15 protein-coding genes are annotated in these 21,440 nt (G+C 55.7%); 14 read left to right on the top strand and 1 reads right to left on the bottom strand.

Annotated elements, in window-relative coordinates; all coding sequences use genetic code 11:
• Window positions 1-4: 4 nt before the first annotated feature.
• From hisD to ACRZ9U_RS17355, 9 genes are all read left to right on the top strand, one after another.
• Entirely contained in the window at window positions 5-1,336 is a 1,332-nt protein-coding gene (gene hisD, locus ACRZ9U_RS17315; RefSeq protein ID WP_170407060.1) for a histidinol dehydrogenase, read from the top strand.
• A complete protein-coding gene (locus ACRZ9U_RS17320; RefSeq protein ID WP_170407063.1) occupies window positions 1,333-2,385 on the top strand; it encodes an ester cyclase in 1,053 nt (350 codons plus the stop codon). The genes hisD and ACRZ9U_RS17320 overlap by 4 nt, the downstream gene beginning before the upstream one ends.
• A gap of 1 nt (window position 2,386) precedes the next feature.
• Window positions 2,387-3,154, top strand: coding sequence for an SDR family oxidoreductase (locus ACRZ9U_RS17325; RefSeq protein WP_170407066.1), 768 nt, complete (start codon window positions 2,387-2,389; stop codon window positions 3,152-3,154).
• Entirely contained in the window at window positions 3,154-4,173 is a 1,020-nt protein-coding gene (locus tag ACRZ9U_RS17330) for a LacI family DNA-binding transcriptional regulator (protein WP_170407069.1), read from the top strand. Before ACRZ9U_RS17325 ends, ACRZ9U_RS17330 begins: the two co-directional genes overlap by 1 nt.
• A complete protein-coding gene (locus ACRZ9U_RS17335; protein ID WP_170407072.1) occupies window positions 4,170-5,159 on the top strand; it encodes a nuclear transport factor 2 family protein in 990 nt (329 codons plus the stop codon). Before ACRZ9U_RS17330 ends, ACRZ9U_RS17335 begins: the two co-directional genes overlap by 4 nt.
• Window positions 5,160-5,311: 152 nt before the next feature.
• Complete coding sequence (locus ACRZ9U_RS17340; RefSeq protein WP_170407075.1) at window positions 5,312-6,274, top strand: cupin domain-containing protein; 963 nt, start codon at window positions 5,312-5,314, stop codon at window positions 6,272-6,274.
• A gap of 102 nt (window positions 6,275-6,376) precedes the next feature.
• Window positions 6,377-7,501, top strand: coding sequence for a cobalamin-independent methionine synthase II family protein (locus ACRZ9U_RS17345; RefSeq protein WP_170407077.1), 1,125 nt, complete (start codon window positions 6,377-6,379; stop codon window positions 7,499-7,501).
• On the top strand, window positions 7,498-8,202 hold the full coding sequence (locus tag ACRZ9U_RS17350; RefSeq protein ID WP_170407079.1) for an alpha/beta fold hydrolase: 705 nt from the start codon (window positions 7,498-7,500) through the stop codon (window positions 8,200-8,202). Before ACRZ9U_RS17345 ends, ACRZ9U_RS17350 begins: the two co-directional genes overlap by 4 nt.
• A 463-nt stretch (window positions 8,203-8,665) precedes the next feature.
• Complete coding sequence (locus ACRZ9U_RS17355) at window positions 8,666-9,388, top strand: response regulator (protein ID WP_170407082.1); 723 nt, start codon at window positions 8,666-8,668, stop codon at window positions 9,386-9,388.
• Here ACRZ9U_RS17355 and ACRZ9U_RS17360 read toward each other — a convergent pair.
• Window positions 9,367-10,743, bottom strand: a complete 1,377-nt coding sequence (locus ACRZ9U_RS17360) for an ATP-binding protein (protein WP_170746924.1) — start codon at window positions 10,741-10,743, stop codon at window positions 9,367-9,369. The two genes, ACRZ9U_RS17355 and ACRZ9U_RS17360, sit on opposite strands and share 22 nt — an antisense overlap.
• 300 nt (window positions 10,744-11,043) lie before the next feature.
• On the opposite strand from ACRZ9U_RS17360, the gene ACRZ9U_RS17365 reads away from it, so the two are divergent.
• The 5 genes from ACRZ9U_RS17365 (at window position 11,044) to ACRZ9U_RS17385 (ending at window position 21,328) form a co-directional block, all read left to right on the top strand.
• Window positions 11,044-12,819, top strand: a complete 1,776-nt coding sequence (locus ACRZ9U_RS17365; protein WP_170407087.1) for a type I secretion system permease/ATPase — start codon at window positions 11,044-11,046, stop codon at window positions 12,817-12,819.
• A gap of 39 nt (window positions 12,820-12,858) precedes the next feature.
• Complete coding sequence (locus ACRZ9U_RS17370) at window positions 12,859-14,190, top strand: HlyD family type I secretion periplasmic adaptor subunit (protein WP_170407089.1); 1,332 nt, start codon at window positions 12,859-12,861, stop codon at window positions 14,188-14,190.
• 323 nt (window positions 14,191-14,513) lie between these two features.
• Window positions 14,514-15,176, top strand: coding sequence for a hypothetical protein (locus tag ACRZ9U_RS17375; protein ID WP_170407091.1), 663 nt, complete (start codon window positions 14,514-14,516; stop codon window positions 15,174-15,176).
• A gap of 308 nt (window positions 15,177-15,484) precedes the next feature.
• Window positions 15,485-18,379 carry a hypothetical protein gene (locus ACRZ9U_RS17380; RefSeq protein ID WP_170407093.1) on the top strand — a complete coding sequence of 965 codons (2,895 nt, stop codon included), beginning with the start codon at window positions 15,485-15,487 and terminating at the stop codon, window positions 18,377-18,379.
• 354 nt (window positions 18,380-18,733) lie between these two features.
• Window positions 18,734-21,328, top strand: coding sequence for a hypothetical protein (locus ACRZ9U_RS17385; protein ID WP_480902510.1), 2,595 nt, complete (start codon window positions 18,734-18,736; stop codon window positions 21,326-21,328).
• Window positions 21,329-21,440 lie beyond the last annotated feature (112 nt).

Raw genomic sequence — 21,440 nt, forward strand, 5'->3', positions numbered from 1 at the left:
GACAATGACAATCGAGTATCTGAAACGTGGTAAGTCCGATGCTGACCGGGCCGAGGATGACGCCAAAACACGCGCTGTCGTCGAAGCGACGCTGAAAGACATCGAAACACGTGGCGATGCTGCGGTACGCGAGCTAAGCGAGAAGTTCGATAACTATTCGCCAGCATCGTTTCGGTTGTCTCAAGACCAGATCGAAGACCTGATCAATCAGCTGACGGATCGAGAGCTGGCGGACATCAAATTCGCGCAGGAACAAGTGCGCAACTTTGCACAAGCTCAGCGCGACTCGATGCTGGATATCGAAGTTGAGACTTTGCCGGGCGTCATTTTGGGCCACAAGAACATCCCCGTACAATCGGTGGGCTGTTATGTGCCCGGTGGCAAATTCCCGATGGTGGCCTCGGCGCATATGTCGGTGGCGACCGCCTCGGTGGCGGGCGTACCACGCATCATCGCCTGCACCCCTCCGTTTCAGGGCAAACCCAATGCAGCGGTGATCGCCGCCATGTATTTGGGTGGGGCGCATGAGATTTACGTGATGGGCGGCATTCAGGCTATCGGCGCCATGGCGTTGGGAACCGAGACGATTGATCCGGTTCATATGCTTGTCGGTCCGGGCAACGCGTTTGTCGCAGAAGCCAAGCGACAGCTTTTCGGCCGCGTCGGTATCGACCTGTTCGCCGGCCCGACCGAGACCATGGTAATCGCAGATGAGACCGCCGCTGATGCCGAGCTATGCGCGACCGATCTTCTGGGTCAGGCCGAACATGGTTATAACAGCCCCTGCGTTTTGCTGACCAACTCGCGCAAACTGGCCGAGGACACGATGGCCGAGGTCGACCGGCTGCTGGGCATTCTGCCGACAGCGGGCACTGCAAAAGTGTCGTGGGAGGAATATGGCGAAGTGATCGTCTGCGATACGTATGACGAGATGCTGCAGGTCGCCGATGACATTGCATCTGAACATGTGCAGGTCATGACCGATCGCGACGACTGGTTCCTTGAGAACATGACTTGTTATGGCGCATTGTTCCTTGGACCGCGTACCAATGTCTCGAACGGTGATAAGGTTATTGGCACCAATCACACGCTACCTACCAAAAAAGCTGGCCGCTATACTGGTGGTCTATGGGTGGGTAAATATCTGAAAACACATAGCTATCAAAAGGTTCTGACTGATGAGGCGGCAACCTTGATCGGCGAATATGGCTCGCGCCTATGTATGCTCGAAGGTTTTGTGGGGCACGCCGAGCAATGTAACGTCCGCGTACGGCGTTACGGCGGCATCAATGTCCCCTACGGCGCGCCTGCACCTTACAGGGACGCCGCAGAATGAGTGACAGGCATACTGAGCACAAGACCCTGATCGCACAGATCAGGGCTGCGATGTATGACTTTACCGAAGCCGGTGTCCGGCAGGCGTTGGATCAGATTTGTTCTCCCGACGCTGTGTTCCATCTGAGCTATCCGTTTGGTGACACCAATGGGAGTAGTGCTTATTACGATTGTTGCTATCGCGATCTTCTGACCGCATGGCCCGATCTTGAGCGCCGCGATTATATCGTAATGGCTGGACCTGATGAATTCGGGGCTGATTGGGTTGGATGCGGCGGGTACTATACCGGCACTTTCGCGGGGCCATGGCTGGAGATTCCGCCGACAGGCCATCAGGTCACCATGCGGTTTCACGAGTTTTACCGGATCGAAAATGGCAAAGTCGCCGAGGTGCAGGCGCTTTGGGATATCCCCGAAGTGATGATGCAAGCGCAGGCCTGGCCCATGGCACCCGGTTTGGGGCGGGAATGGCATGTTCCGGGACCAGCGACGCAGGACGGGCTGGTGCCCGGCCCGTATGACAAGGCCAAGGGCAAAGAGACCTGCCAGCACATAGTCGACATGCTGGATCATCTGACCAAACATCCCGTAGAAGGTGGTCCGGAGGTGATGGAGTTGGAGCGGTTCTGGCATCCTCGGATGAACTGGTACGGCCCCTCGGGGATCGGCACAGGGCGGGGTATCGCGGGGTTCCGTAATTGGCATCAGATTCCATTCCTCAACGCAATGCCGGATCGCGGGCAGGATGTAGATGACATCACCTGTCATTTCTTTGGCGACGGTGACTATGCGGCTGTTACGGGTTGGCCCAACATGATCCAGACTGTCACCAATGATGGCTGGATGGGGATCGCACCGTCGGGCAAGAAGATCACGCTGCGCAGCCTCGATTTCTGGCGGCTTGAAAATGGCAAGATTCGCGAGAACTGGGTTTTAGTTGATCTGCTGGATATCTATCGCCAGCTGGGTGTTGACGTCTTTGCCCGTTTGCGAGAGTTCAACAAGGCGCGCGTTCCGGGCCGCATTCCATTTCCGGTTGGCGAGGTCTGATATGTCCCAATTTCCCAGCACCCCAAGTTTCAATCTTAACGGCAAACGCGCATTGGTCGCGGGCGCGTCGTCCGGTATCGGCATGGCCTGTGCCGTAGCGCTGGCAGAGCATGGTGCCGAAGTGACACTGGCGGCGCGGCGCAAGGATGCGTTGCAGGATCTGGCAACAGAGATGAACGCTCGGGGATGGTTGGCGAATATACTTGAACTGGATGTTTCTGACGTTGCAGGCACTGCTGATGCTGTGGCGCAAAACGGGCCATTTGATATCCTGCTGAACTCAGCCGGTCTGGCCCGGCACAGCAGGGCCGTGGACACACGGCCCGAGGATTTTGATGCGGTAATGGATGTCAATGTCCGAGGGGCCTATTTTCTGACCCAAGCGGTGGCGAAAGGATTGTTAGAAGCTGGGCGCCCCGGATCGCTGATGAACATCTCCAGCCAGATGGGCCATGTAGGCGGACGGGAAAGGGCAGTCTATTGCGCGTCAAAATTCGCAGTTGAAGGCTTTTCCAAGGCGATGGCGCTGGAGTTCGGCCCTGCAAAAATTCGGGTCAACACGATCTGCCCAACTTTTGTTCTGACCGATTTGACCAAGTCGACTTTTGATGACCCGGACAAGCGCGCATGGATATTGGACAAGATCAAGTTGGGCCGCCCGGGCGAGATCGAAGACATCATGGGGGCAGTGGTTTATCTTGCCTCGGATGCATCGGCTTTGGTGACGGGCACCGCGTTGATGATAGACGGAGGTTGGACAGCAGACTGATGGCGGCGCAAAAAGTTACATCCATGGAGGTCGCCCGCCTCGCCGGGGTCAGCCAGTCTGCCGTTAGCCGTGTGTTCACTCCGGGGGCGTCAGCCTCGAAGAAGACGATTGAAAAGGTGCGTCAGGCCGCCGAGCAACTGGGCTATCGGCCGAACGTCCTTGCGCGTGCCGTAGTGTCCGGCAAAAGCCGGATCATTGGGCTTGTTGTGGCGTATCTGAATAATCAGTTTTATCCTGAAGCACTGGAAAGGTTGACGAATACGCTGCAGGAGCGCGGCTACCATGTGATGATATTCATGGCGTCGAACCAAGCCGAAAACGTCGATAGCGTAGTCGAGGAATTGCTCGACTTTCAAGTCGACGGCATAATTGCTGCATCGGTGGCCCTGTCCTCGACTTTGTATGAACGCTGTCGGACAGTGGGTGTACCGATGGTGTTGTTCAATCGGGCACAGGATGACCTCACTATGTCATCGGTTACATCCGACAATGTCGCCGGTGGCCGAAAGGCAGCCGAGTTTCTGCTGGCTGGCGGTCATGAGAAGATCGGATATATCGCCGGGTGGGAGGGCGCTTCGACCCAGCGCGATCGTGAAGCGGGATTCGTAGCGGCCCTGCAAGAGGCGGGTGTCAAACTGCACGCCCGTGGAGCCGGAAACTTCATCGCAGAACAGGCGCGTGAGGCAACGCTACGCATGTTCGCGTCCGATCCACCGGACGCTGTGTTCGTGGCCAATGATCATATGGCGATCTCTGTGATGGACACGCTGCGGTTCGAGTTGGGCCTGCAAATTCCGGCCGACGTCTCGGTTCTGGGATATGACGATGTCGCCGTTGCCTCTTGGCCAGCCTACAATCTGACAACTATTCGTCAGCCTGCCAATCGGATGGTTGCCGAAACCGTCGATATTCTACTTAGCAAGATCGAAAATCCCGCTGCTGCGCCGCGCCGCACCGAGATTGACGGACCTTTGATCGTTCGCGGCTCCGCCCGCATACCTGAAGGATGGAAGACATGAAGGGATTTGATCCCAAATTCAAAGATTTCCCGGATTATATCATCGGCATCACCAAAGAGATTTGGGAAGACCGTGGCATTGCGACTCTGCATCAATATTACAGCCCAGACATCGTCGTCCGCTCGCCCGGTTCGGTTGTGTTGGGTAACCAGAATGTCATTGGTGCAACAATGGCCACGTTGGCCGAGTTCCCCGACCGTCAGCTGCTGGGCGAGGATGTGATCTGGTCGGGCACCCCGGAAGAAGGCATGCTGAGCTCGCATCGTATCCTGTCGACCGCCACGCATCGGGGCAATGGTGTCTATGGCAAAGCCACCGGAACACGCTTGCGATACCGAATTCTGGCCGACTGCCACGCCATCGACAACATGATCGATGACGAATGGCTGATCCGAGATCAGGGTGCGATTGTCCGGCAAATGGGCTGGGATCCCAAGGAATATGCCGCCGATCTGATAGCGCGTGAAGGTGGGGCCGAGGCCAGTGTGAAGCCTCTGTCACCCAAGAACGACATCGAAGGCCCCTACAAAGGGTACGGCAATGACAATGAATGGGGACACCGCCACGCGGATCTGCTGACACGGATAATGAATGCAGATATGGGCGCGATTGAACGAGAGTATGAGCGAGGCGTGCAGACCGAATATCCCGGCGGTGTCACGGGCCATGGCTGGGATTCGGCTGATCGGTTCTGGATGTCTTTGCGTGCAGCCATGCCAAGCGCAACCTTCACCATCCATCATCAGATCGGGCGCGATGATCCGAATATGCCGCCCCGCTCGGCCCTGCGCTGGAGCTTGCATGGCAAGCATGACGGTTGGGGCGTGTTCGGCAAACCCACAGGCGCTGAGTTGTATGTGTTGGGGATCAGCCATGCCGAATGGGGCGAGTTGGTTGGAGGCGACATCAGGCTGCGACGCGAATGGACCTTGTTCGATGAAACCGCGGTCTGGAAACAGCTTCTGTTGGAAACCGGGGATCTCTGATGCCTCAAACGCGCGTCGCATTGGATGCCAGTGAAGGAACCCGGCGGTACCACGGCCACCGGGCGTCCTTGCGGGCGCGGCGGCTGAATAATCGCCCTCCGGGTGCATGAGGATCGAGACCTCTTGTACCAATTCAATGAACGGAGACTATTATGAGCACGATCCAACAACGCATTGTCCGCTACGGCGAACTGCAGCCTTGTAAAACCGCATTTATTGACGCGCACACGCCCGGTTCGGACCAGAAGGAAAACTTTACCATCGTAGGCGGTGGCGTATCCGAAAGCCCCGATCAGCATGTCCACATCACCGACAAAATCGGTTTCAATATTGGCGCGGCGGGGCAACCTCCGAAATGCCGGAATTCGCTGCACAGCCACACCACGGCCGAGGTGTTCTTTATCGCCAAAGGACGTTGGCGGTTCTTCTGGGGTCGCTATGGCACTGCGGGTGAGTTTATTGCCGAGGAAGGTGACATATTCAACATTCCAACTGGCATCTTTCGCGGTTTTGAAAATGTCGGGCAGGATTATGGGATGATCATGTCGATCCTGGGCGGCGATGATGCGGGTGGCGGTGTCACCTGGGCACCACAGGTGATCGAAGACGCGCAGGCGCATGGGCTGATGCTGGGCGACAATGGCGTGCTGTATGACAGCAAGAAGGGTCAGGAACTGCCCCACAACGTGCGCCCCATGCCGCTGCTGACCGAAGAAGAGCTTAAGAGCTATCCGGAAGTTCCGGTCGAAGATGTTATCGGCAAATATGTGGCACGCTATTGGGATCTGATGGCGCTTTCCGCTAACAAGCCAGCCAAAGTTATTGGCGAAGATGCCCTGATCAAGGATAAGCCGGGGTTTGAGGTCGATTTCCTCGGGCGGAGCTCCTGCGTGATCGAACCCGTCGCGGCGCAGATGCCCGTTGTCCTCATGCCTGCGAGTGGTCATTGGCGGATAACAGTCGATGGCTATGAAACCACTTTGTCCGCAGGCGATACCGCTCTGGTTCTGCCAGATGAAAGCTACAGCATCGTGCCCTCAATGACCGGAGAAGCAGGTCTGTACCGTATCACGGCGACAGACGATCCTGCCGGTGCAACCTGGACTGGTGCATAAAGGTAAAGTTGCGCGCTCCGATCTCTGTCAGGGCGCGCAGTATGGGACCCGCGCTTCACTTTGGACTCGGCACAGGGAAGTAATTGAATTGGAGATGACAAGATGACCCGTATTTCAACCACCCACGTGGGAAGTCTGCCGCGTAATCAGGAAGTTGTCGATTTCATCTTTGCGCGTGAGCAGGAGGAACCGTTCGATCAGACAGATTTTGATGCCTGCATGACCAGCGCAGTGTCCGAGACCGTGGGCAAACAGGCCGCAGCGGGGATCGATATTGTATCGGATGGCGAGACCTCGAAAATCTCCTACGCGACCTATGTCAAGGACCGCTACACCGGGTTTGCAGGCGATAGCCCGCGCAACGCTCCGGCTGATCTGAAGATGTTTCCGGGCTTTCTTCAACGTTTGGCGAATGATGGCGGAACACCGCAATACGCGCGGCCCATGTGCGTTGGCGACGTGCGCTCGAAAGGGCAGGGAGAGTTGCAGAAGGACATCGACAACCTCAAGCGGGCCATGGCTGAGCATGGGGTAGGGCGCGGCTTTATGAATGCGGCCAGCCCTGGCGTGATCTCCCTGTTCTTGCAGAACGACTATTACCCAACGCGCGAGGCTTATCTGGCCGCGTTGGCCGATGCGATGAAATCCGAATATGAAACCATCGTCGCTGCCGGTTTGGATCTTCAGCTGGATTGCCCCGATCTTGCCCTCTCGCGCCATATGCTGTTCACCGATCTTTCCGATGAGGAATTTGTCAGCATCGCCGGAATGCATGTCGAAGCGCTGAACCATGCCTTGCAGGATGTGCCCGCCGACAAGGTTCGGGTTCACATCTGTTGGGGCAATTACGAAGGTCCGCATTGTTGCGATATCGGGATGGACAAAGTGTTCTCGACCCTGATGTCGACCAAGTCGCGCTATGTGCTGTTTGAAACCTCGAACCCGCGCCATGCGCATGAGTGGACAGTGTTCCGCGACCGCAAGTCCGAGATACCGGATGACAAGGTACTGGTGCCGGGCGTGGTCGATACCACCACAAACTTTGTGGAACACCCCGAACTGGTCGTGCAACGCCTTGAGCGGTTCGTGGACATTGTCGGAGCGGAACGGGTAATCGGCGGATCGGATTGCGGTTTTGGCACTTTTGCAGGGTTTGGCGCTGTCGATCCTGATATCGCCTACGCCAAACTGGGTGCGCTGGCCGAAGGGGCTGCTCTGGTCAAATGACACCACTTGTCCTTTTGCCGGGCATGATGTGCGATGCTCGGCTATTCTCGCCGCAAATTGGTGCATTGTCTGGCAGATATCCGATATTTGTCGCCCCCATTGGTGCGCATGATACGATGCAGGCTTTGGCCGCCGAGGTTATAAGTCATGCGCCCGACCGGTTCGCATTGGCCGGTCTTTCCATGGGAGGCATTGTTGCGATGGAAATACTGCGGCAAGCACCGGGGCGTGTAGCGGGGATGGCGTTGATGGACACCAACCCGCTGGCAGAGGCGGATCAGGTTAAGGTAAGGCGTGAGCCCCAGATAGAGGCGGTTAAAAACGGTCGGCTACGCGATGTGATGGCCGAGGAAATGAAGCCCAACTATCTGACCGATGGCCCTGATCGACAGGCAATTTTGGACCTATGCATGGATATGGCTATGGCCTTGGGGCCGGAGATTTTTGTTAATCAATCCAAGGCCCTACGAGATCGCCCGGATCAAAGTCACACATTGCGCGCTTTCAAGGGATCTGCGCTGGTCCTTTGCGGCCGTCATGATGCGTTATGCCCAGTCGAACGCCACGAATTGATGCATGACCTGTTGCCGCAAAGCCGGTTGGAAGTCATCGAACACGCGGGCCATTTGCCAACTCTGGAACAACCGCAGCAAACCACGGCGGCGCTGCTGCGCTGGCTGGAGACAATCGAAGCAATCTAAGCCGGATTTCCGCAAGGCCGTAGATAGCCCTGGTGGAAACTGACTACGATATTACTCTGTCGGACTTGGAGCCCCTATCGTAGCATGGACGCAGCAGTAACGATTTAGAGTTTCTGAAGCACCCAAATCTGGTTCAGAGCCTGCTGTCGCGATCAAAACTGCACTTAAGTCGGGGCACACGCGATACACTAAATTCAAGGCCTGCTACCAAGTCTCTGACGAAGATTGCTTCGTTGCACTCAGCCACCTGCGGAAAGTGGTGGAAGAGGGAGGAATTTGCTGTTTGGCGTGACAAACTTTTCAATCGCCCGGAATGCCTCGGTGGATGACTGTCTGGTTTAGCCATGAGTGGCGATTGCGGTCGCTGCGTACCGGACAGTTTGATCGTTCTCTGCAACATTGACAGCTTCGAATAGCAAATGTTGTTATCGTAACGACAGGCATCGTCCCGAGGAGAAGAGCTATGCAAGACGTCGCGGATCAATCCGCTGGCTATGATGAGCACATTCTGATTTGTGACGATGACATCGAGTTTGCTCAGGGTGTTTGTGCATTTCTGACTGACAAAGGGTACAAAATCGAACACGCGCAAGATGTACCCGCTGCGCGGTTGATGATGGCTGATGAAACCTACAGCTTGTTTCTGCTGGACCTCGTGATGCCAGGAACTAGTGGTAAGGTGTTATGTCACGAGATCGCTTCGCGCATAGATGCCGGGATCATCATGATCAGTTCGATTAATGACGACGCCGAGCGGATTTCCCTGCTGGAACTGGGCGCGGATGATTACATCATTAAACCATTCAACGAGTTGGAACTCCTCGCGCGCGTGCGTGCTGTGCTGCGCAGGCGTGCTGGTGGAACGCAGGGAAAATCCAGGGTTACCCGGTTCGGAGAATGGGAGCTTGTTGAAAACGAGCGACATCTCAAAAGTGAAGATGGTCGTCTCATCACACTCACCTCAAGCGAAGTGCGGGTTATGCGCTTCTTTGCTGAAAACCCGGACGTGTTGTGTACCCGAGAAGACCTTCTTGCCGTTGCCCGGACCCGACAGCATGGCGGTGCAGGAGACAGAAGCGTTGATGCTCTGATCAAACGGTTGCGATCGAAGATTGAGAGCGACCCTTCAAATCCGGAATATATTCGAACGGTCTGGGGGCAGGGTTACATCTTTCGTCCCGGCTGAACTCCGGTATCAAGCGGCAACAGCACATTTGCCCTAAGGCCTCCGCTCGGGCGGTTCTCAAGCGTTACAGTGCCCCCCTGATCAACCACAATCGCCCGGACTATGGCGAGGCCGAGGCCCGTGCCGGGTTCGGTGGCTCCTAGTCTCTGGAAAGGCTCAAATGCTGTTTCAAGTTGTTCGGTTGGGATACCTGGTCCTTCATCTTCTATGTGAATTGCCGCCATATCATTCGACGTGGTCAAAGAAACACTTGTTCGGCCCCCGTATTTGACCGCATTTTCCAGCAAGTTCCTAAGAACCCGGGTAAGCGCATTGTGTCGCCCCTTGACCACAGCAGACTGTTCGATAGTGCAGGTCACATCACGGCCCGCTTCTACCTGTTCATCTACCAACGCCTCAATCAGCGATCGCAGATCCAGGCGTGCAAGCTCTCCATCGTGATGAGTTTCGCGGTTGAGGTCGGTGACGGAATTCACAATATCACTGATGGTTTCCAACCGCTTGAGCAGTTGCTCTTTGGGTGCTGTTGGTTCCAATTTCTGGATCGCATCGTGCATCCGGGCAATCGGTCCCTTCAGGTCATGCCCGAGGCTACGAAGCAAGGTTGTCTTGTACTCAAGCGCCAGAACAATCCGGGCTTCCATGCGATTGAACGCAATAATTGTGTGGCGGATATCAATGGCACCCGCCTCGACGAGTGGGCCGACTTCTTCACCCCGGCCGATCAACTCGGCATTGACGGCCATCGCGCTCAGCGGTCGCATCACTTTCTGAATAAGAAACGCAAGTGCGCAAAGCAGGGTAAGCGCGACCAGACTGTCGATTGAGCCAACGATGACCAAAGGTACAATGTTCTTGTTTTTCATGAGCAAATAGCAGTTCAGCCATTCGTCATCATCCTTGAGCCGGACCGAAAAAACGCTCACCAGAAACGCGTCAACGCTTTCTGCATCGATAGGTTCGCCCGAGTGGCTCTTGAACAGTTGCAACAGCGCGCTTTGGTCGTGTTTGGCGTCAACGACCGTGTCTGCCACGGACAGTTCCGCGACGGCGATCCCACGGTGTTCCAGCCGCGCCGTCAGCCAGTTAGCCAGATTCGGGCGGTCGCGGCCATTGGCCAAAGTGGTTGCTGCATCCTGCGTGCCGACCCTGACACTCCATTCTGCAGGAAAGAAACCAAGCGCTGCTTCGGAGCGGCTGTCAGGAGGCACGCGGGCGAGGGTTGAAACCACCTGCGCAAGAAAGGCATCGCCCCTGTTTCGGATCTCTTCAGCGCGAGAATTTCGGATCTGGACCACGTCGGTGACTACCGAGAACACGCCGACAATCGTCCAGCTGATAAGCACGATGCTCATAACTTGTGTTCGAAGTGTCAGATCATTCCAGCGCATTGCGCGTAGGCTCCCTGTCCCATCCCCCTCACTTGGGACGCTAATTCAAATACCGCCGCATTCCCAAGTGGAAATTGCAACCGCTATGCCGCTGATGATGCAAAGGGGTTTCACCCACCGATACCGCATTTCGGGGCACTCGGTTTCGCCAGATCGGCAAACAACCGGCCAAATTCGTCAATTGAATCAAAGTGTGACAAGCCCTTGGGTCATCGGCGGCTGGCCTCCAAGTATCACCCACAGAGTTTTTATTGGGAGCCAGCTATGTCAAAGCATTCATCCGTTCATCCACAACTTGCCAGCGCTCGGCGCGCGCTGAGGGGCAATCTGATTGCCACCGGCGTTTTCAGCGGTGTTGTGAACCTATTGATGCTGACAGGCCCGATTTTCATGCTTCAGATCTATGATCGCGTGATGTCTAGCCAAAGCGTGAATACGCTTGTCGCGCTCAGCACACTTGTCGCCGGTCTGTACCTGTTCATGGCCTTGATTGACGGCGCGCGGACCCGTGTGCTGGTTGCCATGGGGCATCGCTTTGAACAAAGGCTCACCCGAACAGCGTTTGATTGCACTTTGTCCGAGCCGTCACGCAACCGTCCGGGTGGCAACCCTGCGGCGGCAATTCAAGATGTCGAAAAAATTCGCGGTTTCCTGTCGGGCCAAGGTGCCGGAGCTTTGTTCGATCTGCCGTGGATCCCGGTCTATCTGGGATTGGTTTTTGCCATGCACATGTGGCTAGGTATGGTCGGTGTAATTGGCGCGCTGGCATTGGTTGCCATTGCCATCGTTACGGATATCAAGGTCCGCGCTGCCGCGTGCGTTCAGTCTGAGCATTCAGCCAAGCGCAACCGTCTGGCAGAAGCCAGCCGCCGGAATGCCGAAATGGTTCGCGCGATGGGGATGCAGTCCAATCTGGGCAAGACCTGGCAAGATGTGAATGATCTCCACCTTGGTGCGAGTGCTAAGGCGGCCACTACTGTCGGAGTGTCTGGTAGCTTTACCAAGGTGTTCCGCCTGGCACTTCAGTCCGCCGTTCTTGCGGTCGCCGCTTATCTTGCCATCCATGGACATATATCGGCTGGTTCAATCGTTGCGGCATCGGTCATCATGTCCCGTGGCTTGCAGCCTATCGAGACTCTGGTCGGTAGTTGGCGCAATCTGGTTGCTGCCCGGCAAGCATGGGCTCAGCTGAAGCAAACTCTTTCTGGTGACGAAGCTGACCGTCGTATTTCCATGCCCAAGGCACAGAAGTCGCTGACCGTTGACGGCCTGATCGCTGCCCCTCCGATGGCCACTGCCGCTGTTCTCAAAGGTGTTGGTTTCGATATGAAAGCAGGCGAGGCACTGGCTGTGATTGGGACGACCGGCAGCGGAAAATCAACCTTGGCGCGCACACTTGTTGGTGCATGGTCGGCGGCCAAAGGCAGCATCAGTCTCGACGGTGTGCCGATCGACCAGTACCTGCCTGAGGAGCTTGGCCCCCAGATTGGCTTTCTGCCGCAGGATGTTGAGCTCTTTGACGGAACGATCGCCCAGAATATCGCGCGTTTTGATCCCGAGGCGACGGACGAGTTGGTGATTGCCGCCGCCAAGGCAGCGGGTGTTCACGAACTGATCGCTAGTTTCAAAGACGGCTATGCCACCTCGGTTGGCGAGCGTGGCGCGGCCTTGTCCGGTGGTCAGCGACAGCGTGTTGCCCTTGCACGAGCGCTTTATGGTGATCCATTTCTGGTGGTTCTGGACGAGCCCAACTCGAATCTGGATGCCGTGGGTGAGGCCGCACTGAACCATGCCATTCTCGCCGCCAAGGCACGCGGGGCGATTGTGATCGTCATCGCGCACCGGGCGAGCGTGCTGGGTTCAGTCGACAAGATTCTGATCATGGAAGACGGTCGCGCCGGAGATTTTGGTCCTCGAACAGAAGTGATGGAGCGGTTGCGTCAACGCAATCAGGCCGCCGCCGGAGCTGCACGGCCTGCTGCTGAACAGAAGACCGTCGAACAACCCCAACAAACAGAAATCGTTGCCGCCACGGGCTGACCCAGGCCGGCGCTGTAAACAGAATGAATGGAGGAAGTCATGAATACCAACAAGAATTCCAACACGAAGACCGAAGGGTTTAGGGATCGTTCTACCCGATCCATCGGCTTTGGTCTGGTCGCAATTGCAGTGCTCGCCATAGGATTCGGTGGTTGGGCGATGAAAGCCCCGATGTCCGGGGCGGTCGTGACGGCTGGTAGTGTGGTGGTCTCGTCCGACCTCAGAGCTGTGCAACATCCCGACGGAGGTATTGTCGGCGCCATTCACGTCAAAAACGGAGATAGGGTTCAGGCTGGCGATGTTGTTCTGACACTTGATGATCAGCTGTTGTCAGGCAGCCAAGCCTTGGTCGATGACAGGCTCGTGGCGCTTGAAGCGCAGTTAGTTCGTCTGACGGCCGAGCGCGATAGTCTGGACGATCTCGTACTGACCGAGGAGCTTGCGTCCCGGAAAGACGAAGACAAAGTTGACCGCGCACTTGCAACGCAGCGCGCGGTGATGGAAGCACGTCGTCTGTCGCAGGATGGTGAGGTCGCGGCCTTGGAAGAGAAAATCGAACAGGCAGAGCAGGAAATTGTGGGCCTGGAGGCGCAGCGCGAAGCTTCCGAAGAAGAGATCAAACTGATCGACAGCGAATTGGAGGGTCTGACGCAGCTCTTTGAAAAGGGTTTAGTGCCTGGCACCCGGGTGACGACTTTGCAGCGTCAAAGAAGCAGTCTTGTCGGTAATAGTGGCGGCCTGACCTCTCAGATTGCAGTCGCCCGTGGTCGTATCAGTGAGACGCGTATCCATATCCTGCAACTGGAAAAAACCTTCCGCGAGCAGGTGATGAACGAGATCTCCTCGCTGGAGGTCGAACTGGATGGCTTGAAAGAACGTCGGAGCGCGGCCGCGTTGCAGCTGGCGCGGGTTGACCTTCGGGCTCCGGCGGATGGCATCGTGCATGAATTGGGGGTGCATACAGTCGGCGGCGTAGTGTCTCCGGGCGAAACGCTGATGCAGATCGTGCCCGAGGATGACGGGTTGGTGGTGACCGCTAGTGTCATGCCACAGGACATCAACAATGTCGCCTTGGGCCAGGCTGCGAGCGTGATGATCGGGGCGTTCGATCAACATGTTGCCCCTCGGTTGGATGGGCACGTTGAGTTTGTCTCGGCTGATTTGAAAACAGATCAGATAACTGGCTTACCCTACTACGAGGCGCGGGTTGCACTAAGCGAGGAGGCTGTCGGACTTTTGTCTGACCGCCAGTTGAGCCTGCTGCCGGGTATGCCGGCTGACGTCTTCATCGAAACCGGCGAACGTACCTTGTTCCAGTACCTTCTTGATCCTCTCAGTAAACAAATCCGGACCACGTTCCGGGAGGTCTGATCGACCGCATGATGTGAGCTGCCCAATAGGAAGAAACAGCTAAAACCAGCGCCAGAAATGGCGCTGGTTTTTTCGATCCTGAAGGCGAGGAGGGGCGAAGGTGGTACCTGAGCGGGTGCTGGTCCACATCTTGGAAGCGCGTCCTGTCTGAAAAGAGATGATGCCCGGCTTGAGAGCCTATTTTTGTCATACTTTGTAACAATTTAGCCCCCTTTTTCGCGTTGTAATGAAGGGGTCGGATAACCACCTTTTTGTTATACCCGAGGAGGAAGTTTCTAAGATTTTTTGGGTGCTAAACAAAGTGTGTAACAAGGAGAAATACAATGAAACATGTAACCGCTACGAGCTTCGAGAAAGCCAACGACGATGTCATCGCCGTGCCCCCGATTCAGCCTTTTCCAAAGTGCGGAACCGAGGTGCCAAATGATGGTGAAGACCTGGTGGCTGTAAATCCGTTGCCGATTGATCCGCTGGTTGCCGATCCCATCGAAGATCTGGTTGCCGTGAACCCGCTGCCTTTTGGTGCGGTTCCTGCCGGTGAAGGTGACGACGTCACCGCAGTTTCCCCGATCATGCCTGACCCCCGGTGTGGTACCGAGGTTCCGCAGGATGGTGAAGACCTGATCGCAGTAGCCCCGCTGCCTTATGGTGCGGTTCCCGCTGGTGAAGGTGACGATGTGACTGCAGTTTCGCCGATCATGCCTGATCCCCGTTGCGGCACCGAAGTGCCTCAGGACGGTGAAGATCTGGTTGCAGTGAACCCGCTGCCCTTTGATCCGATCGTTCTGGATCAGGGTGATGACGTCATCGCTGTACCCCCGATCCTGCCGCTGCCCAAATGCGGCACCGAAGTACCGGAGGATGAGTATGACCTGACGGAAATGGCGCCTCCGCCGCTGTGCGAAATCGTACCGACTGCAGGCGGCGAAGACATCTGCGGAACCCCCGTTCCGACCGACAGCTTCTTTGTCGATATGGTTGCCTAAGTGGGGCGAAAGCTCAGCGATCATCTATCGCTGCGCAACCAAAATCCGGGCGTCTTAGTTCCTGTTGAAACGGACGCCCGGGCAAACAGAGGGAAAACCAAACTCACCGGCTGGGGCCTGAAACAGGCGCCAGCCGGATTGCTGGTTTTCTCAGGCCGTGGATTCCATTTTTGTCATACTTTGTAACAACTTAACTGGCTTTCGCCTGTTGAGATCAACAGCCTGAAAAACCACATCTTTCCTATGATCTGTGATGCGTATGGGCCCGAACCTCGGGTGTCGACCATCCAGGAAACAGGAGGAAAGACATGAAACATGTTAGCAAATCAAAATTCCAGCCCAACTCGGCGAGCACGTTCAACATATCGGTTGGTCTTGGTGAAACGGATGACGATCCTATCGTGATCCCGCCGGTTAGTCTGCTGTCGGAAGAAAGCAGTGAATTGCAGGACTACGTCTGGGAAGATTCAGCCTCGGACGACGAGACTGTAGCCAGCAACAAACCTGATATTCCCGTCTGGACCGGTGGTAAATCACCTGGCGATGGCCACAGCGGTTGGTGGGATAAATATGGGACCCATCTGCATGACACCAGCGGCACCTATGTCGGCCGCGATGTCAAAGCCCGTGGTGAATACAAAATGGCAGACGGTGAGGTGAGCTTTGAAAACCTGATGCACCGTCTCTCAAGTGGGCAAAGCAAGGGGACATATCTTTACACCCGTATCGAAGGGAATGACGGGGATAACGTCATCCACGGTTGGAACCCCGAAAACTGGGATAACTATGATGGCGGCACCTCGATCAAGAATTACTATTCCAACTATCATCATCGGGACAATATCTCGGGCGGTGACGGAGATGACATCATCATCGCCTACCGTGGGAACGACCAGTTGTTCGGTGATGGCGGTAATGATGTCATCTATGGTGGCGGTGGCCACGACTACATCGATGGAGGTGAAGGTGATGATCAGCTGTTCGGCGAATCCGGCAACGACAAGATCATTGGCGGCGGAGGCAAGAACATCCTTGTTGGCGGCGAAGGCGATGACATCCTGATTGCCGGGAATGAAGGCAACAAACTGTACGGTGGTACTGGTAACGACCTTCTTGTCGGCGGTGACGGTGATGATGTCCTGTTTACCGGGCATATCGACGAAACCTCTGCCGACACGCTTTACGGTGGAAAAGGGGCCGACACGTTCGTTATTGGCTCTGTGCCTGAACCAACAACTCATGATCCCAACCATAACCAATCGAATGGTCTGGGCGAAGAGTGGCTGGAAGAGGCAGGTAATCTGGCACTCGCCAAGATGCTGCCGGGCGCGAAGCTGTTCATCAACCTTGCCAGAGGCCTGATCGACGGGATCAAGAACATGTTCAAGACCGAGGAGCAGGTTGTCGAAACCGTCAACCCGCCGAAGGTTTCTCTGGTCGAGATCCTCGACTTCAACCCGCTTGAAGACAAGATCATTGTACCAGTCAACGTGGAGGGGCCAGTAACGCTGGACCTGCAGGCATCGATCGTTGATGGCGCGGCATTCGATCTGGTCGCGCTTGATCCGGCCGACAACAAGTTCAAGGTGATTACAACCTTCTATTGGGATGAGGCGTCGAACATCTTTCCGGGCGCAACAAGTATCTCGCAGCAGAACACAGATGCCTTCATTCAACGGTTGAAAGAAACCGCTCTGATCACGGGGCCGGATGGTGCGCATTATGGCTTGGGCCAAAAGATCGACCTTGGCCTGAGCAGTGAAGACCTTGCAGGTCTTGGAACCAGCAAGTTCGTCACATTCGGGGCGTTCGGCGGTGTTTCGATGGTCGGCTTTCATGACGAGGATCGTCAGTTGGGAACAAACCACAACGACGTTCTGCAAGCCTATACGTCCGAGCGCGATACCCACGGCGGAAACGAGGCCGAAATCCGCAATGACGGCAATGATGTTCTCTACGGCTTTGGCGGTGACGATATCATGGCTGGCGGTGGCGGCTTTAATAAGCTGTATGGTGGAGAAGGCAATGACACGGCCTGGTATGGTGACAGTCTGAGCGGCATCTATGTCGACATGAACAACAAGGCGGAAGATGCCAGCGGTGAGTATTACTGGGCCTGGCATGGCAACAGCGCCAATCCGTTCGATCTCAATGACGAGATTCGCGACAAGGAAGGCTATGATCTGCTCTGGAGCGTCGAGAACATCTATGGCAGCGACCATGATGATGTGATCATCGGCGACGACGGCGATAACGTCTTCACCTCGGGTGATGGCAAAGACGTGCTGACCGGTAACGGAGGAGCTGACACCTTCATTCTGAACGGCGGCGAGAACACGATCACCGATTTCGACGCCAGCGAAGGCGATCGGATCGAGATCGACCTCGACGCTTACGGGATGTCCGGCTGGTTCGATTTGGATCACCGCATCGAAAACGGTCAGATCGTTCTGTTCAATAAGCTGACAGACGAGATCATCGTGCGCTATGACGATGACGGGAACGGATTTGACCCGTCATACATCGACCTGCGCAGCTTGGTTGGCAACGATGAAGAAGGCTATCAGGTTGTCTACGAACCGCCCTTTGGTGCAAACACGCTGGAGTGGTTCGAGAAGTATGGCAACCGGATTGATGCCGAGGTCGGCGAAGAGCTCGTTACCGTAGATGGCACCGATAGTTGGGACTACATGATCGGCGACACCGGCAGTGGTGGATTGACCCTGAATGGTGGTGCTGGTGATGACTACATTGTTGGCGGTGCGCTCAATCAGTTCGCTACTCTGAACGGCGGCGACGGCAATGACACCATCGTGATCCGCAAAGGCGCGATGATCACCAATGCAAATGGTGGAGACGGCAACGACGTCATCATCCTTGATGCAGACCAGTCTTCAGAAGCCGGGTTTGCCAATATGTTCGGTGGCGAAGGCAGCGATACTTTTGTCATTACCGGCCCGGGCAGCCAGTATGGTGGTCAGGTGATCCGGGATTTTGAGGCTGACGACTCGATTGTTATCGATCTGGAAGGGTTCGGGATCTCGTCTCTGGATCAACTTCAGATCGAATGGCGTTCCAGCACTCACTGGGTCACGGCAAATGGCCAAAAGGTGATCAGCGTACAGGGTGTTGATGAGCATTTCGATGTCATGCAGCACATCAGCGAGCTGACGGCTCAGCAATCACAGGATTGGGGTCTCTGATCATCGCCTGATTACCAAAAAACGCCTCAGCCGGTCTGGCTCGGATGCGGCTTTCTTAACAGTTCGATCTGGCAATAATGCAAAGTTAATTATTGCGACATTCCAAATTTGGCGAAGACTCGCGCAACTGCACCGATCTTTTGCTCAAACCCCGCTATAACCCACTGACGTACAGCGTTTTTTAGCGCATCAAAAGGTTGGCCTAGGCCCGCATCCGCTCAGATTAATTCGTTAATGAACTCTTAACGTGTCCTGAACTTCTGACTTGTTACGCAAGTTGGGCCTGAATTCATCGGGCTAATAAAGCCGAAATACTTGGGCTGAAACAACGACAAGATGGGAGTCTGTTTCAAGATGAGTAATGGAACATATGAAGAATTTCGCGACGCTTTGCGTGCATTTGAATCTGGTTGGGATCGAGATCGATACGACGCAGGAATCATTCAGGATTGGCAGCTGAACCAATGGGCGGGAGGGGCCGTTGACGACTTCTATCCAAGCTATTCCAGCTGGTCTGATCTAAGCAGTGATGAATGGGACGCGATGTCCTATCGCTCGATGAACTCGCTTGGTTTTGTTGGATATCAGTTCGGCGAGGCGCTGTTAATTGACCTCGGGTATTACACCGATGATGTCTATTATGGGAATGGCGCGGCTTCGAACACCTGGGATGGCACGTGGACCGGTAAGAACGGGGTGAATTCGCTGGCAGAGTTCACAACCGCCGAAGCGCAGGAGCGCGCGATTCAAGAAGCTTTTGGCTACAATCTTCAAGTCATCGAAACCGGGCTGGGCTATCAGGGAGAGAGCCTGTCCGACTATCTCGGCACGACACGCACTTATCTGGAAAATGGCCAGGCCGTCTCTGTCACGCTCAGTCTCACTGGCATAATGGCCGCCGCGCACCTGCGGGGGGCATGGGGTACGTTGGCTCTGCTTCAGGGTGGAAGTGTATCCACCGATGAATACGGTACTTCGATCCTGCGGTATGTCTCGCAATTCGGCGGTTATGACGCGCCGAGTATCGAAGACGCTATCAAGGTATACACCGACGGTGTCTTGCCCACGGATACAAATGGCGGCACCGATAACGGGAATACGTCGCCGCCCGTTGTCCCACCGGTCATACATCCGGAACCCACGGAACCGACCGGCAACGGGACTGCTGACACCACAGAAGATACTGCGGATGTGGTGATTAACTGGGCTTGGGGCACGAATGCAACGATCCCGGATTTCGACCCTACGACCGATACGATCTTCATCGCATGGGTCGGTGCAGACGCGTTGGAGGTTGCCGAGGTTGATGGCGCGGTTGTGTTCTCGATCCCGTCCAATAACCAGGCCACGACCCTCAGCGGTGTGACACTTGCTGAGCTGAGCCCGGCAAACTTCACTATTCTGGACAATACCGCCGCAGCTGAAGTGGTTGGGCTGATAGGCACTGATGGCTCAATGCCGACCAGCGGTGGCGATGGTGGCGGAGACGGTGGTGGCGGTGGCCATAGCCACCAACATATGCACGTCATGCTGGGCCTTGCCAGCGAGGCACAGACGGTCGAAGGCTTCCTGCCCGCGATGGGAGATGTCATTGAAATCGGACCGGACATTGGGGCTGATAACTTCTCGATTTTCGAAGAGAGTGGGGACGCTCTGGGGCAGACCGTTAGAATTGAGTTGACCTCGGGCAATGTAACCAAGCAGATCGTATTCACTGGCTTTGGCCTGTCCGATCTTTCGCTTAGCAATTTCTCTATCACGGATCAGACGGTGTTGAACGAAGTGTCCACAGCTTTGGGGCAAGTTATCGTCTCGCCGGGAGAAGGAGAGGGCTATGACCTCAGTTATGATGCAGACGGGTCAAACCCGCCCGCGATCACCGGCAATACAGACACGGGCGGGGTGAAATACCGGGCCGATAGCAACGCTGACGACATAACCGGATTCCGCCCCGGTGTGGACGAGTTGGACTTTGGCGGTACGTCGGTTCACGGCATGATCGTCACCAAATCCAAGGCCGGCGAGATTGTTATCGACAGCCCATGGTCGGACGCGGCGCAAATCGTGCAAGGTGTCACCTTCCAGGACGTGACCATCGACAGCTTTGGTGTGGTCGGCAACGAACACCTCCGTCAGGATATGGGCGGCGTTCTTAGTTGGGAGCAGGGCGTAGGACCTCGCGATGCTGACACAGTCTATGTTCGCAGCCACGAATATGGCGTGCACGAAGTTATTGACGGCTTTGATCCTTCAACGATGAAGATCAGCTTCCTGTATTTCGGAACCCGCGAGCGACTTAGCGTCGAGGACAGTAGCGATGGTCTGGTGATCTCATCCTTGCCGACCGGACAAAGCATCACGCTGACCGGCGTGACCAAGGCTGACCTGATCCCGGGTCTGGTCGAATTCCATTTTGATCAGGTGATGGAAGACAATCTCGAGGTACCATTTGGCTTTGACCAGAACGATGTGACGTTGGTTGCTCGCACCATACTGCTGACCCCACAGGCTCCTGTCGGGGCGACGACAGACGGTTATCAGACACGGGTCGGAGATCTGACAGGGGGATCGACCCAACCAGATATCGGTAGTGGAACCAACGAACCCGGAAACAGCCAAACACCAGGAGTTGTGACCTTCGGCGCTGAAGCGGATGTGGCAGAGCTTACCTGGGACTGGGGGGTAAAGACCCAGATTATCGGTTTTAATGCCGATGAAGATATCATCGATTTCAACGCTTTGAGCGAAAGCGATGTGTCGGTCACCGAAATTGATGGCGATCTTATCTTTGAAGTTGTCGGAAATGGCGGCCATACCGTTACACTTCAGGATGTTCAGGCCGAGGATCTGGATCTTGGTAACCTGGCGGCTGATGACTGGAACAGTGTTGCCGAAGCAGAAAGCGCCCTGACAGACCAACTTGAAGCGCTCGGCATGTCCATCGCCTGAAGCACTCCAATAAGTGGTTCCCGGTCTGCGCTAGGCCGGGAACGAAAACAAACACATGAAAATCGATGGGCACTGGCCTCGTTTCCGGTTCGGTTCCGTGATCAAGCCATGC

The organism is Ruegeria sp. D7, assembly GCF_056534355.1.

Bases quoted from the DNA above. Each gene is read 5' to 3' on its own strand.
- hisD (WP_170407060.1), top strand. From the start codon at position 5: ATGACAATCGAGTATCTGAAACGTGGTAAGTCCGATGCTGACCGGGCC.
- ACRZ9U_RS17320 (WP_170407063.1), top strand. From the start codon at position 1,333: ATGAGTGACAGGCATACTGAGCACAAGACCCTGATCGCACAGATCAGG.
- ACRZ9U_RS17325 (WP_170407066.1), top strand. From the start codon at position 2,387: ATGTCCCAATTTCCCAGCACCCCAAGTTTCAATCTTAACGGCAAACGC.
- ACRZ9U_RS17330 (WP_170407069.1), top strand. From the start codon at position 3,154: ATGGCGGCGCAAAAAGTTACATCCATGGAGGTCGCCCGCCTCGCCGGG.
- ACRZ9U_RS17335 (WP_170407072.1), top strand. From the start codon at position 4,170: ATGAAGGGATTTGATCCCAAATTCAAAGATTTCCCGGATTATATCATC.
- ACRZ9U_RS17340 (WP_170407075.1), top strand. From the start codon at position 5,312: ATGAGCACGATCCAACAACGCATTGTCCGCTACGGCGAACTGCAGCCT.
- ACRZ9U_RS17345 (WP_170407077.1), top strand. From the start codon at position 6,377: ATGACCCGTATTTCAACCACCCACGTGGGAAGTCTGCCGCGTAATCAG.
- ACRZ9U_RS17350 (WP_170407079.1), top strand. From the start codon at position 7,498: ATGACACCACTTGTCCTTTTGCCGGGCATGATGTGCGATGCTCGGCTA.
- ACRZ9U_RS17355 (WP_170407082.1), top strand. From the start codon at position 8,666: ATGCAAGACGTCGCGGATCAATCCGCTGGCTATGATGAGCACATTCTG.
- ACRZ9U_RS17360 (WP_170746924.1), bottom strand. From the start codon at position 10,743: ATGAGCATCGTGCTTATCAGCTGGACGATTGTCGGCGTGTTCTCGGTA.
- ACRZ9U_RS17365 (WP_170407087.1), top strand. From the start codon at position 11,044: ATGTCAAAGCATTCATCCGTTCATCCACAACTTGCCAGCGCTCGGCGC.
- ACRZ9U_RS17370 (WP_170407089.1), top strand. From the start codon at position 12,859: ATGAATACCAACAAGAATTCCAACACGAAGACCGAAGGGTTTAGGGAT.
- ACRZ9U_RS17375 (WP_170407091.1), top strand. From the start codon at position 14,514: ATGAAACATGTAACCGCTACGAGCTTCGAGAAAGCCAACGACGATGTC.
- ACRZ9U_RS17380 (WP_170407093.1), top strand. From the start codon at position 15,485: ATGAAACATGTTAGCAAATCAAAATTCCAGCCCAACTCGGCGAGCACG.
- ACRZ9U_RS17385 (WP_480902510.1), top strand. From the start codon at position 18,734: ATGAGTAATGGAACATATGAAGAATTTCGCGACGCTTTGCGTGCATTT.